Source organism: Leptospira ognonensis (assembly GCF_004770745.1).
Lineage (GTDB): Bacteria > Spirochaetota > Leptospiria > Leptospirales > Leptospiraceae > Leptospira_A > Leptospira_A ognonensis.
Genome location: NZ_RQGD01000025.1, coordinates 91,801 through 108,594, shown reverse-complemented (window position 1 = coordinate 108,594; position 16,794 = coordinate 91,801). Strand labels below are relative to the sequence as shown.

The window sequence follows — 16,794 nt, the reverse complement described above, 5'->3', positions numbered from 1 at the left end:
TGGTCCGAAGCTAGGGAACACCTGGAAAACTATTTACATACTGGATTTTAAAATCGGGGAACGAATTTACAATTTGGATTTTAAAGTCTGGGAACGATTCCACAAATTGCCATTTCCCGCAATCATTCGGAAAAGATGTTACCTGCTGCACTTTTAAATCTGGAAATGAGTTTACGATTTGCACTTTAAAGTCAGCAAAGGAACTCACGATTTGGACCTTTCCGGACATTTTTTTTCCCTTTATTTTACAATCGGAACCTACACTCCCCGCATGAAGCGGTGACATCATCACAGAAATCATTAGAAAAAGAATGACTTTCATTTTCCCTCCCAAGGACGGTCTCTGATTCTTTCTTCCCATTTAATTTTGCAACCAAAATCAAAATTTAAACTAGATTTTTATGAGTTTCTCGTCTACATTTCTCTGCATGGCGAAACCTTCTGCAATCTTAATCACTCAATGCCTCCAAAATGATTTCACATCCTTACTGGATAAATATGATCCCTTACCAAATGCACTTCATGTCGGTTATGCGGAATCGAACCGACTCCTCGGGGAAATGGCGGAGCATGGTCCTGTTTACTCGCTGATTGAGTGGGCGTATCAGACACCAATAGAAAATTTAGAAATCATTCACATTCGTGATTGGCATGATGCCGATGCGATCGAACAAAAGGACCATTTGCTTCAATTTGGTCCACACTGCATCCGAGATACAAAAGGGGCAGAGTTTGTGTTTCAATCCTGGATCAACGAAGATCCTACACGCCATCAGATCGTAAATGCATCGGGTTTGAATGATTTTGTAAATACCGACTTACAAGAAATTTTACAACCATACAAGGGCAGGAAAATTAAAGTAGGGATTACAGGAGTCTGGACGGAAGCAAAGGTTACTTTCTTATGTTATGACTTAAAGACGCGCTTTCCGGAATTTGAAATTGCTGTCTGTTCGGCTCTTACTGCGAGTTCCTCTCTCTCTATGCACTTCATTGCTCTCGACAAACTAAAACAAATCTTAGGTGTTACGATCTATCCATCCATAGGCTCGTTCACTCAGTTTTTAACTGGATCTCAACCAGATTTAGAAAAGAAAATTTCAACGCATTCACGAGTTTCATCAGATCATTTGAAATTAGATCCAAAGTATCCGATTTCCGATACCGATAAAAAAATCCTTCTCTATCTATTCCGGGATTGTAAGGAAGCCGAGTTCAAAACATTGGATGGCGGTTTCTCGGGAAATGTTGTCATCAAAACAAAGGCCATTGATTTATTCGGGCACACACAAGTTCCTTGCGTGGTAAAAATCGGAAATCGGGATTTAATAGCCAAGGAACGTACTTCCTTCGAACGCATCCAAGAGGTTCTCGGAAATAATGCTCCCTCCATAGTAGATTTCTGTGAATTAGGAGAACGTGGAGCGATTAAATATCGTTATGCGGCCATGCTGGATGGAAATGTTCGAACCTTTCAAAAAATGTTTGGAACCATAGCTGATCCATCGATGGCAGACAATGTCATCGAAGTCGTTTTTAAACACCAATTAGGAAGGCTTTACGAAGCAAGTAGTGTTGAAAAATTAAATCTTTTAGAATATTACGATTTTCAATCAAAATACAGTAAAGGAGTAAGATCTAGAGTTGAGGCTCTTATCGGTAAACCCGCTACTGGCGATCAGATTGAAATTGCAAGTGGTATTACCGTAACAAACCCCTGTATTTTTTACGAATCTGATCTATTGACCTTAAAAGAATACAATGCAGTGAATCATAACCTAGCGTATGTTCATGGAGATTTAAATGGTGCAAATATCATATTAGATGCGCAAGACAATGTCTGGCTCATTGATTTTTTTCATACGCATAGAGGGCATATTTTAAGAGATCTTTTGAAGCTGGAAAATGATATCCTATACATCTTTACCAAAATTGAAACGGAAGATGAACTTAAGGAGGCGATCACATTGACAGACCGATTGCTCAACCAAGAAGACTTGGGGATTCCTCTTTCTTTTGCTATCCCTTCTTTCCTAAAGAACGAAAAATTACAAAAGGCTTACCGCGTCATCGCGAAATTAAGATCCTTTTTTCCAGATCTTGTCAAATTAGATAGAGATCCATACCAAATGCATGTAGGTCTTCTTCGTTATGCGATGCATACTCTTTCTTTTGATGAAAGCAATGAAATCCAAAGAAAATGGGCCTTACATACGGGTTGCATTCTCATTGATAAAGTCAGGGCTTACATATTAAAAACAAAATCGCTAAGAATTGATTTTGTAGAAATGGATTCAGGAGAAGAAAATCTGTATGGAAAGCGCATTGGGCTAACCATCCTTCCTGGTCGGAAAGACCGAGGACGATCCCTATCAGAAGATCTGATCGAAATAAAAAGGCAAGGTATCACACACATCATTTCTCTCCTAACCGAACAAGAATATGGTCAATATGGTGTATCCAACCTAAAGGAAGAATATAAAAAATCTGGTTTTGGCACGCACTATCTTCCCATTTTTGACCAGCGAGTTCCTACCACAGAGGCAATTCTAAACACATTGCAATGGATGGAGGAAACGCTATCGAACACTTCAAATAAAATCCTCATCCATTGCGTGGGCGGGCTTGGAAGGTCAGGAACTCTCGCTGCGGCTTATATGATTTGGAAGTATCACATAAGTGCGGATGCTGCCATCCAAATGGTTCGAAAATCTAGAAGTGAACGGGCAATCGAGTCAAGAGAACAAGAAAGGTTTTTACAGAAGTTTGAAATCACCAATATCGGAAAAGAGTAAACCTTTCCATGGACACGATTGTTCAAAGTAAGGATTGGCTTGGTGGTAACATGAAAGGGAGCGGGGTCGAGGCCCTACCCCTTTTCGATTTCCTTTTTTACGAACACATCTAATTCTTTTTTCTTTGTGACCATGAGTTCATGCAGGTGACTTTGTAAGTCTTCATACTTAGAAAAATCATTAGGGTTCAAAAATCCGACTTCCATATAACCGACGGTATTTCCCTTTCGGTGCGTTTGGTAAGAAGTGACACCTGATTTTAAAGCTAGGTAAATCGGAATTTTTTGATCAAAGGCAATCTTTACCATACCTTTTTTGATCGGTAAAATGTCTTCGCTATAGGAATTATGACCTTCAGGATAGACGATGTAGGAAGTTGTCGCCAAACCAGCAATCAGGTTTTTAATGGATACGGCAATTGACATCGCTCTGGAATTATCAAAAACGAGAGAACCCATTGCCACCATCCACCAATACGCGAATAACGTTTTTTTAATCACTTGATTGGCAAGATACGGTCTTCCTATCGCATAACAATCATACGGGAAGTCGATTTCGTTCACATGGTTTAGGAAAATAAAATGGCCCTTCACGGGCGGCTTTAGTTCGTTAAAAAAGACTAGGTTGGCTTTTGTAATCTTACGTACATCCTCTGCCCAAACTTTTGAACCTTTTAGAAATGCCTCTATGCGTTCTTCCTTTTTGCCTCGAGCAGCATACCAGAGTCCCTGAACCAAATATGGACTCGCCTTCCCGAAAATAAGTAACAAAACTCTGAGATAAATCTTTATCACAAAGTGTCCATATTCAGCAGTTTGGCCTTTTAAAGCTTTGGTGAGAAAATCATCGAGTATTGGAATTTTAGCCACAGATAACAATTAGTCTAGGATCGGTGTTCTAGGAAATAAAAAAAGCCCGGAAGATCCGGGCTTTCACGGCAGAGTAAACGGTGTTAGTTAGGGAGTGGTTGCGCCACTTCCTGTTGTTGGTGTTGGTTTGTTTGGAACGTTTAACTGTTTTTTACGTTCCGGGTCATATTTGAAATATACAATATTTTCGGAATCGATATCGTAAATTCTTCCCCTAACGTCAGCATGGTCCACGCGGTAATCTTCGGGTACCCTGATGTCAAACATCGCTTGGAGTCTATGATCATACTCTACATATGGATTTTTGGAAAAATCATAAGTCGATCCATCGATCTTTACAGGTTCTCCATCAACTAGTTTTCCTGTTTCATCTTTTTTTCCTTCTGACTTAGCAGCAGAATTATTTAGATAATAGTTATCATAAGGATATTTTAATTTAAAGATATTGATCGCATTGGCTTTTGAATCACGACAAAGATTGATCGCGCCAAAGTAATTTTCGATTCGATACTTTCTATGACTTGGTTGAAGCTTTTGGTGTTTTTCCAAATTCTTTTCTACTTTAAGGGCTGTCACTCTAGCTTCTTTTGCAAGTCCCAAATGGCGAAATCCCAATTCCATGTTTTTTTCAATCGCATACTTATTGTATACGTAGTGAACTTCCTTAGGATCATACATCCTTCTAGAGAAAGGCGCTTCGCGGGGAACGTCCATGACATCGTGACGGAAGTAGGAACCTTTTCCGTATTCAATAGAAATGTCTAACAACGCTTTATCGAGTTCATTGTTTGAATTCTTTCTTTCCATCGCCATTTTCATCATTTCTTCAGCACGTAACACATACAATTGAGATAATTCTTCTGTTACTTTCTCAACACCTAACTGGCATTCAAGAAATCTTTGGTAAGCAGATACATAATTTCCTTCGAAGTAATATTGCAATCCTTCTTGGTAAATACGCTTTAACTCATCGTATTTTTTCAGTCGAAATCCTTCTTTGCCTTCGGGGGCTTTGATAGGTGTCGGTTTGCCTTCAGGGTCTTCACCACGGAAGTTTTTGATCATTGGCTCTAACTCACGTAAGTAGGTGAGAAGTTCAATGCGCTTATTGTAAGCTTTGTTGGCTACTGACTCCGCAAACAACGCTGTTTGTGCCGCTAGGGTCAGGATTAATATCAGAATGGAATGTTTCATTGCTCTGCCGCTCATACCTTTCTGTAATTTCCTTCACATGAAGAATCTTACAAGTAATTTCAGGGTGGTTCCCTACAAGGATTATCGGAGATTTACGATATTGGATTGACAGAATGTATTTAAAAATCAGGCTTTTATTTGATTTTTAACGATGTCTACAGCCGCAGCCCAATCAAAAAAAGTATCCTTTCGCGCCAAAGAAGTGACAGCTTGCCCGATTTGTGATGAAAATCACCAAAAAGAGCAGATGTTCCAAGGGGGTGGCAGGCTGATTGCAGGCAAACTTGCCCAAGATTTACGCAGAACCTATGAAAAAAATAAAAAATTCGGTCGTGTGAGTCCCCTAGACTACGTGATGACCGTTTGTCCGCGGTGTTATTATTCCGCTTTTCCGAAGGATTTTGGAACTCTCTCGAATGCGGAAAATGAAGCCATTCGGATGCAGACAGACCTGCGGAAGTCCTACATTGAGAAAATACTTGGACCCTTAGATTTTATGCAGGATCGACATTTAGCAACAGGCGCTGCCTCCTACCTACTCGCCTATGACTGTTACCAATTGCGCGGTCCAGCCATTGCACCAACTCCTAAAAAAGCCGTGAGCGCGATTCGTGCGGCATGGTATTTTGGCGACCTTCATGAAGAATTTCCAAATCTTGGATATGACAAGATCAGAGATTTGATGTACCAAAAAGCAGCCATCATCTACGGCACGACATTGGAACTCATGCAGAGTGGACAAGAACCAGTCGATTCGGCAGCGGGTATGCTTGGTCCCGATACTGACAATAACTGGGGTTTTGATGGTGTGATCTATTTAAATGCCTATCTGACCAAACGTTTTAAAAACGAATTGGCTCCAAAACCAGAAGACCAACTCCTTTTACTCTCCCGAGCGAAACGTACTTTGGCTCGTTTGTATGGTTCCGGAAAATCTTCCAAAGGAAAACCAGGACCTATTCTCGAAATGTCGAGAGAGTTATACGACGAGTACAATGTTCTGATTGAGGAATTGGGCGGAGAAAAGTAAGGTTTGCCCAACTACGCCTTATGTGTCGAATACGATGGAGCTCGTTTCCACGGTTGGCAAAGACAAAAAACATCAAAATCTGTCCAAGGCAGTATCGAAAATGCTTTTAAAACCATACTCCGAACCAACCCTCACACCCACCTAACCGTAGCTGGACGGACCGATACAGGGGTTCATTCCTTGGGGATGATCTGCAATTTCAAAACAGAAAACCCCTTACCCAATCTACACAAACTTATTGTTTCTCTGAATGCCCTTACGGATGAAGGTGTTGTCATCAGAAGAGCCATGGAAGTACCACCAGAGTTCCATGCTCGGTTTTCATGCACCTCCCGGGAATATATCTACCAACTCTACTACTCCAAATACCAGAGCGTGCTCCAGGAAAATCGGTCTTTCTGGGTCAAACATAGGGTGGATTGGGACAAAATTGCGGAAGAAATCCCCAATTTACTTGGAGAAAGGGACTTTCGTTCCTTTACAAAGGCAAGGTCGAGCAAAGGAAGGCGGGCGGTTCGTAGGATCCAGTCTCTCTCCATCGAACGGGATGCCTTTATTCCCGAAATCTACCGAATCCGCATCCGAGCCAATGGTTTTATGCACAATATGGTAAGGATTACGGTAGGAACTTTACTCGACATCGGAAAGGGGCGTTGGGAATCTAGATCCATTGAGTCAATCTTAGAGGAAGCTGACCGTACCCGCGCTGGGGTCACACTTCCACCTTACGGTCTTTATTTTGTACAAGCCCATTACCAAGAGTATCCAGAAATCCAATCTCTCTATGACACGCTTTATCCTTAAAGGGCTCAGCATTCTCTCCTTTTTTTGTCTGACGGGCGCTCTCTCGGCGCAGACTTTGGAAGATTACAACAAGCGCAGATATGAAGTCGGAGGATGGGTGGGTGCCGGAAATCCCTTTCCAGGATCAAAAACCATCCAATTATTGGATACCACCCTCGGAGGCGGTGCTTACTTTCGTATGCCGTTTCCCTACATTTTTTATACCGAAATCGGTACCTCGTATGCCGTTTTCCTATCTAAATCCGAACGAGGTCTAACCACGATTCCGCTCTATGCAGCCCTCGCTTACCGCATTCCCATAGAAATGCCCTTACAATTTTTTGTCAAAGCAGGTGGGGGACAAGCCTATGTGGTGGCAAGACCTGCAGATACGGCTCGTTGGGATCCGTTAGTTTATGCGGGTCTTGAAGCGAGTTTCATCGCCGGCAAACGAATCCGCATCGGAGTCCGTTTGGATTACAACCAGATTCGGGAAACAAATTTAAATCTTCCCGCGACCTATAACGTTCCCCTGGCGAGTCCCTACGACGACCCAAGGCTTTTAAATCCGAATTATTACCGACTCGAAAATGCCGACTTTTTCTATTTTGGTCTTATGGTCGGAGTGATGTTATGAAAAAAAATCAATTCATTTTACTCGCCTTGTTTTTGTTAGTGCAATGTAAAACGAAACTAGACCTCGGGGACGAAACAAGTCTTCCTGTACTCTCCACATTATTTAATAATAGAATGTTACTTCTATTAAAAGGAACTTATTCTACGGACAGCCCCCTAGAATGGTCGGAGTTGAATAACGGTACAGGCGCACTCTATGTAGACAGTCAGGTTGAGGGCAATGATCCCGCAATGTCACTCACTAACCTACCAACTGTTGGTGGATTGCCCATTTTCATAGATATCGGTGAAGTCAGAATCTCAAGTAAATATACGAAGGGTATCAATGACCTAACGCAGATTAGAGATAGCTTGGATTCAACAAAATTCTGGGATTTTATAGGAAATGAAAGGCAAGTGTACTGCACCGTTTCTTATTCTTTTGATGAAAATACGTGCGTTCAAAATAATGGAATTGCAAAAGCTGTTGATTTTTTCAATGGAGTCGGAGCTCAGTACCCATCCAACGATCCTTCTGCCAAAACGGAAAGTGCAGGTTACGGACTGAGTACCTTCGGAAGACAATATTATTATTCGGGTATCTACTTTCGATCACTTGTAACTGGCTTCGCAAACGATGCTGGAGTTCCGATCACTACAACTCGGTTTGATAACAAACCAGTGATCGGTTTAAACATTGTTCCGCGAAATAATTACAATCCAGGCACCTCCTCCATTTCCAAGAGTAGCATTGTTCCCAAAATGTTTCCCGTCCTCTACTCCCAAAAACCGACGCAAGCAGATATGGAAATTCGTGAAGGTTTCGATCCTTATATCTTAGAAGTTCGAGTCAATTTGAAAGAAAATCTTATGCTCCATTCCTACCTCTCGGCACGAGCTCAAGTGATTACCTACGTAGGAATCAGTGATATCTTCAACGACCACAAAGGAGAGGGGGATGCTGGCGGAAATTTTCTTTCACGCGCGCGCGTGATTTATCCTGAAACCGCATCAAGCCTCAGCATAACCGGCGGAACTGGTTCCCTACTCCACCATTATGCCGTTTTCAGAGCGGCAGAAACTGATTTAACAACGGTTCTTCCTCTGGCAGCAACACCTGCAAAAGCGGGAGCCAAAATCAAATACCTCAATCCAGGCCTCTATACGCTTGCTTGTATGGGAGACATAACTAGGGTTGACGGCTTTCCAGAAACGGTAATCAGCCAAACTACTTTTGCCATTCCCGAATATCCCTTCCGTCAAACATACTCAGTCGACCTTTCCTGCCCGTAAGTGCGGCTGAAATAGGGATTTCTCTAATAAATTTTGGATAATTTTATTTTTATCTTTTTTGTGTACTAGTGGTATACGAAAATAATACTAATAGAATAGAATATGAGCTCCAGATTTAAATTTATCACCAACCTCTTTGCCAAAGAAGATTCAAAATCTCTGAACTCGGCGTTTCCAATACGCTTCAAAATGTTACTGATCATCTCATTCGTCTTACTTGTCTCGGTATCTGGTGTGATCTTTCTCGCCTCCTACTTTTTCAGAAAAGACAGTGAGGGGGTGGTAAAAGAGAACAATATCAAAATCAACGATATCTTAGCCTTAAAAGTTAAATCTGATTTGCAGTCGATCCGTCAGGACGTTCACATAACAGCTGCAGGTATTTTAAGGAACCCGAAAGCATCGCAAGCCATTGCCAAAGAGCTTTTTGGATTTGACCAAAGTTTTATATTGATCGGTGCTTACGGTCCCGGTCTCCAACCAAAATTCGAGGTGTTAAACGAAGATTTTCTTCAAAACTTCGATTATCAAAAATCTGAAATTCAAAATCTGATGGGGACGATTAAAGAGAAAGTTAAAAAAGCATATTCGGGTTCTACTGTCATATGGAATGCCAGTCCCTACTTTCGTCATCCTATGTTATGTTTAGCATTTCCACTTTCTGAATCAAAAGATACACAAACCATTCTTGTCACCTTAGTAAAGTTAGACAGGCTTCTCAATGCTTTCCAAACCTCAGGAACAACCGAAACATTTCTTATTGGTGAGGATGGAAGTGTCCTAGCTCATCCTGACGCCAAAATTGTATTATCTGGTTCAAAGTTAAACGACTTACCCATAGTTGAAAAGATGAAAAAGTCTCTCGTAGACAATGGGCAGTTCAGATATGAAAACAAAGAGGGTGCATACTATCTAGGCGCATTTAAAAAACTGGGCATCGGTGGTGTTGGTGTTATCTCTCAAGTAGAAGAAGAGAAGGTTTTTCAAGCGGTCAATGACATCCAGAAAAGAAACATGTATTTGCTGGTTATCTTTTTAGCTCTCGCTTTTATCGTTGTCTATATTTTTGCAAAATCACTTTCCACACCTATACTCGCATTAGTCGAAGCAGCGCGTATGATCCAGGCAGGTCAATTCCGACTGAATTTAAAAGCCACAACAAGAGATGAAATCGGAGTCTTGACACGATCCTTCGTTTCCATGGGCCAAGGCCTGGAAGAAAGAGAAAAATTGAAAGACTCCTTTGGTAAATTCGTAAATACAGACATAGCAGAACTCGCCGCAAAAGGACAATTATCCATCGGTGGAGAAAGGAAAAACTGTGCCGTTTTCTTTTCGGATATTCGTAGTTTTACTGCCATTTCCGAAAAGCTCGAACCGGAAGATGTGGTCGAATTTTTAAATCAATATATGAGTGAAATGGTAACTTGCGTCAAAGAAACGGGGGGGATCGTCGACAAATTCATCGGAGATGCCATTATGGCAACCTGGGGAGCGATTCGAAGTTCCGGTAATGATTCACTAGATGCAGTAGAAGCAGCAGTTCGTATGAGAGAAAGACTCCTAATTTTTAACAAAGGTCGTGGTAGCGTTAAAAAACCGATCATTCGCATCGGTTGCGGCATTAACACTGGCTATGTGATTGCGGGACAAATTGGATCTTCAGACAAAATGGAATACACGGTCATCGGAGATACAGTAAACTTAGCTTCAAGAGTCGAGTCGCTAAATAAAGAATCCGGAACGGATATATTAATCTCGGAATATACATATGATGATGTGAAAAGTAAATTTAACACCATCAGCATGGGAGAGATCAAGGTGAAAGGAAAAGTAAAAGCGCAGAAAATCTATGCTGTACTTGGAAGAAAAGGTGACCCAAAATGCCCGAAAACCCTTGCTGATTTACGTAAGTTAGTAGGGATTCCTACTCCAGAAAAAAAATAATCGATCGAATATGAAACTAGACAAAGCCGATTACCGTGTTTTAATTTTATTGCTTCTAATAGCTGTTGGGTTCACTTCACTCTTTTATATCGATATAAATAAAAAAATCGATATTGGTGATAGAGAAATTATAGGAACCATTCATTTTAAAAATAACATCGTACAGAGAAAGTTGGAAGATCAGGTCGTTTGGGAAACTTTAGAAAACAATAGTCCCCTAACGAATAAAGATACCATTCGCTCAGAAGCCTTCTCAGATGCCATCATTCGCCTTAAAGACGGAACGGAAATTAACATTGATGAAAATTCTATGTTCAACTTGGATTTGTCAGGTGATAAGCCTAGTTTAGAATTTTCACAAGGTTCCATGCAAGTCAAGAACGGTACCTCCAAAGATTCTAATCTTGTAATCAAATCCCAAGGAAGTGAGATTGATGTTGGAAGCGGAAATCTCAAAATCGAGAAAGAAGCAAAGAAGGATCTCAGCCTTTTTGTCGAAAATGGGTCTTCAAAAATTACGCATAACGGTAAACAAATCGAAGTTGAAAGTGGAAAAAAAGCTGATTTGGTCGAAGGCGCGGAAGTCACAGTCAAAAAAATTCCGGTTAAATTGGCGCTCCCTTCTTCGCAACAGTTATACTTAAGTGTTGAAGGACACGACGCCCCTGTATCATTTAACTGGCAGCCAGATGCTGGTTACACGGAATCGCAATTAGAGGTATCTAGGTCCCCTTTGTTTAAACTGCAGCTCATTAAACAGCAAGTAAGTGGGAATAATTATAAAACTGGATTTAAAGAAGGAACCTATTATTGGAGAGTAAAAGTAAAGGATCCAAAAACTGAAAAATGGGAATCCAGTGATGTGGGTAAATTTTTTGTCGCAAAAGACGAGCCACTTCGTCTCGATACACCAAGTAATCAGACTGAATTTAGTTATGTTACGGAACCTCCTCTCATAAACTTTAGCTGGTCGAAAATTACCACGGCCCGTGCTTATAAATTTGAGCTTTCAGACACCGCTCAATTTACTCATTTAGTAAAAAGTCTTGAAACCGAGGCCAACACCTTATCTTTTGATGACCTTGCCGCTGGAGAATACCATTGGAGAATCACAGCTCATTCCTCTTTTCCGGGTTCGCCCGATAAGAAGGTAGGACCTAATCATTTCAAAATTAAAAAAAATGAATCCTATCCTGCCCCTCATCTGATACGACCTTCGAATGGAATTGAAATCACTTTAGAAGAAATTCAAAAGGGTCAAGCCATCATGATTTGGGAAGGGAACCCAGAACTCGTAAAATACAAAGTCGAGCTTTCCAAAGATCCAAAATTTGCATCCACTCTACTTTCAAAAGAAAGTGTATCCAATTTTTTCACACCGAATTGGAAAGAATACGGCCAAGGGGTATTTTATGCCAGAATCAGAGGGATTGCTGAAAATGGAAAAGAGGGAGAGGTCTCACCTGTTTCTCGTTTCACGATCGTAGATAAGAAAACTCCTGACGAGATCCCTAAGCCTGAAGAAATTAAAAAAGATGATAAGCCTAAACCACCTCCACTAGAACTCATTTCGCCCTTCAATACAGTCGTAGAGATGAAAGGAAAACAAAGCATAGTATTTACTTGGAAAGCTGGCCCTGGCGCAGACAAATTTGAATTTGTTCTCTACCAAGTTGAAGGCGCAAAACGGACAGCGGTTTTTAGATCACAATCGAAAACTTCTCCCGTTACAATTAAAGATTTATCATTGTTAGATGAAGGTCCTTTCTCATGGGAGCTGATTGAGTATCGTGATGGTGAGGCAACACAGTCTCGAAAAGGAAATTTCATCATCACATTAGATCAATTAAAGACTTTGAAGTCTTCCGACATACAATTTATATCACCTAAGAGACTTTATAAGGAAGGGAAATAAAAATGAAAAAGCAAAAAAGATATTTAATACTCATTAGCTTTTTATTCTCATTATTTTCCCCGATGCATGCGTCGGATCCATTAAAATTTATCGCATGGAAACCGATTGTCGATGCATCTGGCTATCAAATCCAAATCAAAGATAAAAAAGGGAATATCATCATTGATAGAAAAATTGAAAAAAACTTTTATTCTGTCCAAGAACTAAATATCGGTGATTATACGGTTCGTACGGCACCTCTCAACCTTTTTAAGAAGCCAGTTATATGGTCACCCTGGCAAGAGATGGAAGTTCTTTTATCTGCGGTTCCAAAAGTAGATTTTTACAAAGACAAACCTACAATTAAAATCAAATCTGTCGATTCAGAAGAAGAAGTGGATGAATTGGTGGATGCGCTAACCGGAGGTCCTGTCGAGGTTGGTGAGGATGGAAAACCGATCCATGGGCCGCCAGTCAGCAAAGGGAAAAAGAAGTCCAAGGTCTCTCTCATTGAGATCGATGGAGAACATTTTTTAGATGTCACTGAGGTCGAAATCTCTCAAGAGAAAAAACAACTACCGATTCTTAGTAAAAATTTTTATAATGAGAAACGTATCGATGTTAAGGTCGATACCACTGGTGCACATCCAGGCGAGTATGATTTAACGATCATCAATCCATATCAAAAACCTCAAAAGATCCCTAAGTTCCTAAGTATAGAGAGGGAACCGGAAAAACCAAAAACAGTAGTGGCTACGCCCATCGAAGTTCCGCGCGGGATAGGCTTACATACGTATAGCTTTGCGCAACTTATGGCATATCTTGCAGAAAACAAAGCCAAAAACTGCCCGGCTTCCACTGTCCCACAACCTGCACTCTCCGAATGCTTTCAAACCTACGTAACCCTAAATTCCAAATCAAAAGATAGTAAAGACATATTCGCTTTTTACAAGCTCATCAGCGAAAACCAGCAAGACCGCATGAATGGTTATGTTTATTTTGAAAATCGATGTAAGCCCGTGTTCCGAGCAGCAAAAGAGAGAATGAACGATTTTTATTTGAAACAACGAGGTTCCCTCGACCCAGAAGAGATCGATTTTCTGGGAAAATCAGTAAAAAAAATCAATTCTTGCGTAGAATAAATTGAAATAACCAGAAGGTTCTGAGAGAATTCAGAGAGTCCGATATTATGATGAAACGAATTTCTAGAACCTTGCTACCTTTCCTATTGATCGCATCTTATACATTGTTTGGCCAGGGTGGCACTGGCTCTCTACTCAACTTCAATGTCAAAGAAGTAACTGCTAGAATTCAAGATTTAGCTCTCTATCCGAATCTATCCAAGAAACGATTGTATGGTGCCGTTACAAAAGGGGAAACCATACGATTTGACCTACGAGCTACCGAATCCCAACCTCAATCCATTGGTATCGGCATTGCTGGCGACGGAACCTTGCGCGAATGGCAACTAACAGTGTATAACGGTGAGGGACCGGATGATTCTGCCCAGATTTTAAGGCGCGAAAAGATTGTCGGAGAAAACCAATGGGTATTCGAAATCCTAGCGCCGCCTGAAGACGTTGTCGTTGAAATCCGCAATCTCTCTTCTACCGGAGCCATCGCGGTCGTGGAAGTCGTACACGGGTTTTACTATGGTTATTCCGTGGATAAAGAAAATAGTACAAAACCAGTGATGCAAAATCCTGCTCAAAAGGTAAGTCCCACGGACACTGAAAAACTATCGCCAATAGATACTCAAAATCGTGTCGAATTTTTTAGAACACCGATCACTAAGGATTGAGCAGAAGAACTCTCTTCATAATAAAATCCGTATAATCTTTGTAACATGATGGGGACATATGCCCCGCATCACTAAATTCATTACAACTATAATGGGGATCATCATTCATATTCCAAAACGGCACATCGGTATTCTTTTGATACTCTAAGATTCGCGGGATCCAAGCATCATAGACTGTCCCATTGCGCGAATCATTTATTTTTACCAGATCTTCTCTGATATGCTCCATGTACGGAAGAGACAATCTGACCCAGATTGTGGCGGATGGAACATTTAAAATCTTTGCAATTTGAATGGATTTATCCAAAAAAGTAAGCGTGTTTTCAGAAAATTTAAATGGCACAAGATACGATTGGAAATCCCCACGTGAAGATTTTTTTAACAACTCCTCGGGCAAAACCGCCTGATGAGTTCCTGGCGTCATCGCAGAACCTCTATTTGCATTGAGTCTGGAAAGTAGACTACTCCGAAGCTCTCTGTAAGAATATAGAAATTTTTCTTTTTGTTTTGCACGTCCAAGGATCACTTCTAGCTTCGGGCGATACTGATAACTTCGAAACATACGTTTGGCGATAAGGGTAGATATCTCATCCATTGTAAATAAATCAAAATGCCTGAGTACAAAACTAACATCCAGACCATTGGTCAGTGTCTCATCTACTTTTAAAGTTGCGGTTTCATTGTACAATTCTACGGAATGATCAAATAAAAATGCATCAGGTTTAACATGTTCTGTTTCAAATTTTTCCATCCACTGTAAAGTATAATCGGATTTTCCTCCTGGAACGGAAAAATTAAACATCGTCCAACCAGGATATTTTTTTTCGATATAATCTGTATCAAAGAGAAGTGCTCTCGAGTTCCCAAAGTAAACAATTACCTTTTTCCGATTCGGGGTGGAGAGATAGGATTTCAGATCTAGAAAAAGCTGATTTTTCTGAATATAATTTATATCCGATAATGATTTCGAAAAATACGTATGTACATTTTCTATTAAAAGTAACTTGTCAAGACCAAAGGTGATCAAGATGACAAGAAGAGGTAAAAGTAAAAAACGATGTTTGATTAAATCCATATTTATCGGTTTATCTAAAATTTATAATAGATAAAATCTCCTCCATCTTGTGAAAGTGTAGCGAGCAAAAAGATTGTAATCACGCCGCATACTGGTGCTATATAGGCATCATATTTCCTAAACTTTGCCCAGTATTCAGGAAAGTATTGGAAGTGATGAAATAAAAATAAAGCTACAGACATATACGAGACTCGTTCTAAATTTTCAATGTTAGAAAATGAAAACAGAGAGTCTTTCGAAATCAGAGTGGTAGCTGAGATTAACCACTCATTATTCTGACTTTGCAGGAAATGTTCCAATGTGTGCGGGAAATGTGTAAAGATTCCAATAAATAAATCAACCATGGAAGTTGCATTGTTTGACCTAAACATCAAACCGCTAATGGAAAAAAGGAAAAATACTATAAAGGCTTTTAAGACGATCAGAGGAAGACTTTTTGTAGGAGTTAGCTTCCATCCTAATCCATCTTCTAAAAATCTTTCACCAGCAAGGATCACACCCCAATAAAATCCCCAGCAGATAAAAGTATAGTCTGCACCATGCCAGAATCCTCCCAATGTCATGATCACGATTAAATTAAAATAGGTACGAGCTTCTCCGAGCCTTGAGCCACCGAGAGGAAAATAGATATAGTCTCTCAACCAAAAAGACAAAGTGATATGCCACCTTCTCCATAGTTCGCGGCCAGATGTAGAAAAAAATGGTCCCGTAAAATTTTCAGGAATTTCAAAACCAAGGTACAAAGCAATCGATCGAGCCATGTCTGTAAGCCCGGAAAAATCGCAGTATACTTGGATCGAATAACAGATACCTGCCATTACTAAAGAGAAGGAATCATAATTTGACGGGTTTGAAAAAATAGGACTGATGGTAATCGACATAGGATCAGCAACTAACACCTTCTTAATGAGCCCAAGCATCAATAGGTAGGAAGCCCTGTACATTTTATCTTTATCAGGATCTAGTTTTTCTAAGTTTGGAAGAAAGTTTTCGAACCGCATGATGGGCCCTGCGATCAGCACCGGAAAAAATGCTACGAAAAGAAAATAATCCCGAATGGTTACAATTGGTTTGGAAGCGTCTCTATAAGTATCAATGGCTGCCGCGATGACCTGAAAAGAATAAAAACTGACTGCCAAAGGAAGTACAATGTGTACAAAATTTGGAATATTTTGAAAGAAAGGATAGCCGGTGATGTCAGCTAGAACTCGGTTAAAAAAATAAAAATATTTAAACACACCTAGGTTTAAAAGATTCAACGTCACCGTAACGCTGATCATAAACTTCGTCGGGTTATCTTTAATTTTTCGATACAGGAAATAATTTATCGCAATGACAGATAAAAAATGAAAAGTAAGTGAAATCGAAAAGTAAGCATAAAAAGAAATGCCAGCTAATAGTAAAAAGTTTTTTCTATAACCTTTTGGTATCCCCCAATAAAAGAGGTATACAATGGAAAAAAAAACAAGAAATGGAATGGAATTGAAAAGCATATTGA

Annotated in this window: 14 protein-coding genes; 9 read left to right on the top strand and 5 right to left on the bottom strand. The window is 40.2% G+C overall.

The genetic code is table 11. The features are described 5' to 3' along the window. Positions 1 to 10: 10 nt before the first annotated feature. Complete coding sequence (locus EHQ58_RS09625) at positions 11 to 322, bottom strand: 7(1) septoil knot domain-containing protein (RefSeq protein ID WP_135623683.1); 312 nt, start codon at positions 320 to 322, stop codon at positions 11 to 13. A gap of 79 nt (positions 323 to 401) precedes the next feature. On the opposite strand from EHQ58_RS09625, the gene EHQ58_RS09620 reads away from it, so the two are divergent. Beyond that, positions 402 to 2,795, top strand: coding sequence for an isochorismatase family protein (locus EHQ58_RS09620; RefSeq protein ID WP_246047291.1), 2,394 nt, complete (start codon positions 402 to 404; stop codon positions 2,793 to 2,795). A 74-nt stretch (positions 2,796 to 2,869) separates the two neighbouring features. Here the strand turns inward: EHQ58_RS09620 and EHQ58_RS09615 are convergent, their stop codons facing one another. Together EHQ58_RS09615 and EHQ58_RS09610 are read right to left on the bottom strand one after the other, a co-directional pair. Then, entirely contained in the window at positions 2,870 to 3,655 is a 786-nt protein-coding gene (locus EHQ58_RS09615; RefSeq protein WP_425460481.1) for a lysophospholipid acyltransferase family protein, read from the bottom strand. Positions 3,656 to 3,751: 96 nt separating this feature from the next. Continuing rightward, positions 3,752 to 4,858: an LIC11274 family protein gene (locus EHQ58_RS09610; RefSeq protein ID WP_167883591.1), complete on the bottom strand. Its 1,107-nt coding sequence runs from the start codon at positions 4,856 to 4,858 to the stop codon at positions 3,752 to 3,754. A gap of 151 nt (positions 4,859 to 5,009) precedes the next feature. Between EHQ58_RS09610 and EHQ58_RS09605 the strand changes: the two genes are divergently transcribed. The 8 genes from EHQ58_RS09605 (at position 5,010) to EHQ58_RS09570 (ending at position 14,221) form a co-directional block, all read left to right on the top strand. Beyond that, positions 5,010 to 5,888 carry a DUF2225 domain-containing protein gene (locus EHQ58_RS09605; RefSeq protein WP_135623679.1) on the top strand — a complete coding sequence of 293 codons (879 nt, stop codon included), beginning with the start codon at positions 5,010 to 5,012 and terminating at the stop codon, positions 5,886 to 5,888. Between the two features lie 3 nt (positions 5,889 to 5,891). Then, positions 5,892 to 6,692, top strand: coding sequence for a tRNA pseudouridine(38-40) synthase TruA (gene truA, locus EHQ58_RS09600; protein ID WP_135623678.1), 801 nt, complete (start codon positions 5,892 to 5,894; stop codon positions 6,690 to 6,692). Then, positions 6,673 to 7,308, top strand: coding sequence for a hypothetical protein (locus EHQ58_RS09595; protein ID WP_167883583.1), 636 nt, complete (start codon positions 6,673 to 6,675; stop codon positions 7,306 to 7,308). Before truA ends, EHQ58_RS09595 begins: the two co-directional genes overlap by 20 nt. Then, positions 7,305 to 8,579 (top strand): LIC11270 family surface protein, encoded by a 1,275-nt coding sequence (locus tag EHQ58_RS09590; RefSeq protein ID WP_135623677.1) that lies wholly within the window; start codon positions 7,305 to 7,307, stop codon positions 8,577 to 8,579. Before EHQ58_RS09595 ends, EHQ58_RS09590 begins: the two co-directional genes overlap by 4 nt. A 102-nt stretch (positions 8,580 to 8,681) precedes the next feature. Beyond that, positions 8,682 to 10,526, top strand: coding sequence for an adenylate/guanylate cyclase domain-containing protein (locus EHQ58_RS09585; RefSeq protein ID WP_135623676.1), 1,845 nt, complete (start codon positions 8,682 to 8,684; stop codon positions 10,524 to 10,526). A gap of 10 nt (positions 10,527 to 10,536) precedes the next feature. Next, positions 10,537 to 12,441, top strand: coding sequence for a FecR domain-containing protein (locus tag EHQ58_RS09580; RefSeq protein ID WP_135623675.1), 1,905 nt, complete (start codon positions 10,537 to 10,539; stop codon positions 12,439 to 12,441). Positions 12,442 to 12,443: 2 nt separating this feature from the next. After that, positions 12,444 to 13,562: a hypothetical protein gene (locus EHQ58_RS09575; protein WP_135623674.1), complete on the top strand. Its 1,119-nt coding sequence runs from the start codon at positions 12,444 to 12,446 to the stop codon at positions 13,560 to 13,562. Between the two features lie 50 nt (positions 13,563 to 13,612). Then, on the top strand, positions 13,613 to 14,221 hold the full coding sequence (locus tag EHQ58_RS09570) for a hypothetical protein (protein WP_246047289.1): 609 nt from the start codon (positions 13,613 to 13,615) through the stop codon (positions 14,219 to 14,221). On the opposite strand, the gene EHQ58_RS09565 is transcribed toward EHQ58_RS09570, so the two are convergent. Together EHQ58_RS09565 and EHQ58_RS09560 are read right to left on the bottom strand one after the other, a co-directional pair. Continuing rightward, entirely contained in the window at positions 14,211 to 15,296 is a 1,086-nt protein-coding gene (locus EHQ58_RS09565; RefSeq protein WP_135623673.1) for a DUF1574 domain-containing protein, read from the bottom strand. The genes EHQ58_RS09570 and EHQ58_RS09565 overlap by 11 nt on opposite strands. A 14-nt stretch (positions 15,297 to 15,310) precedes the next feature. Beyond that, positions 15,311 to 16,789 (bottom strand): MBOAT family O-acyltransferase, encoded by a 1,479-nt coding sequence (locus EHQ58_RS09560; RefSeq protein ID WP_135623672.1) that lies wholly within the window; start codon positions 16,787 to 16,789, stop codon positions 15,311 to 15,313. Positions 16,790 to 16,794 lie beyond the last annotated feature (5 nt).

Coding starts and splice junctions, on each gene's coding strand:
- EHQ58_RS09625 (WP_135623683.1), bottom strand. CDS start 322: ATGAAAGTCATTCTTTTTCTAATGATTTCTGTGATGATGTCACCGCTT.
- EHQ58_RS09620 (WP_246047291.1), top strand. CDS start 402: ATGAGTTTCTCGTCTACATTTCTCTGCATGGCGAAACCTTCTGCAATC.
- EHQ58_RS09610 (WP_167883591.1), bottom strand. CDS start 4,858: ATGAAACATTCCATTCTGATATTAATCCTGACCCTAGCGGCACAAACA.
- EHQ58_RS09605 (WP_135623679.1), top strand. CDS start 5,010: ATGTCTACAGCCGCAGCCCAATCAAAAAAAGTATCCTTTCGCGCCAAA.
- EHQ58_RS09595 (WP_167883583.1), top strand. CDS start 6,673: ATGACACGCTTTATCCTTAAAGGGCTCAGCATTCTCTCCTTTTTTTGT.
- EHQ58_RS09590 (WP_135623677.1), top strand. CDS start 7,305: ATGAAAAAAAATCAATTCATTTTACTCGCCTTGTTTTTGTTAGTGCAA.
- EHQ58_RS09585 (WP_135623676.1), top strand. CDS start 8,682: ATGAGCTCCAGATTTAAATTTATCACCAACCTCTTTGCCAAAGAAGAT.
- EHQ58_RS09580 (WP_135623675.1), top strand. CDS start 10,537: ATGAAACTAGACAAAGCCGATTACCGTGTTTTAATTTTATTGCTTCTA.
- EHQ58_RS09575 (WP_135623674.1), top strand. CDS start 12,444: ATGAAAAAGCAAAAAAGATATTTAATACTCATTAGCTTTTTATTCTCA.
- EHQ58_RS09570 (WP_246047289.1), top strand. CDS start 13,613: ATGAAACGAATTTCTAGAACCTTGCTACCTTTCCTATTGATCGCATCT.
- EHQ58_RS09565 (WP_135623673.1), bottom strand. CDS start 15,296: ATGGATTTAATCAAACATCGTTTTTTACTTTTACCTCTTCTTGTCATC.
- EHQ58_RS09560 (WP_135623672.1), bottom strand. CDS start 16,789: ATGCTTTTCAATTCCATTCCATTTCTTGTTTTTTTTTCCATTGTATAC.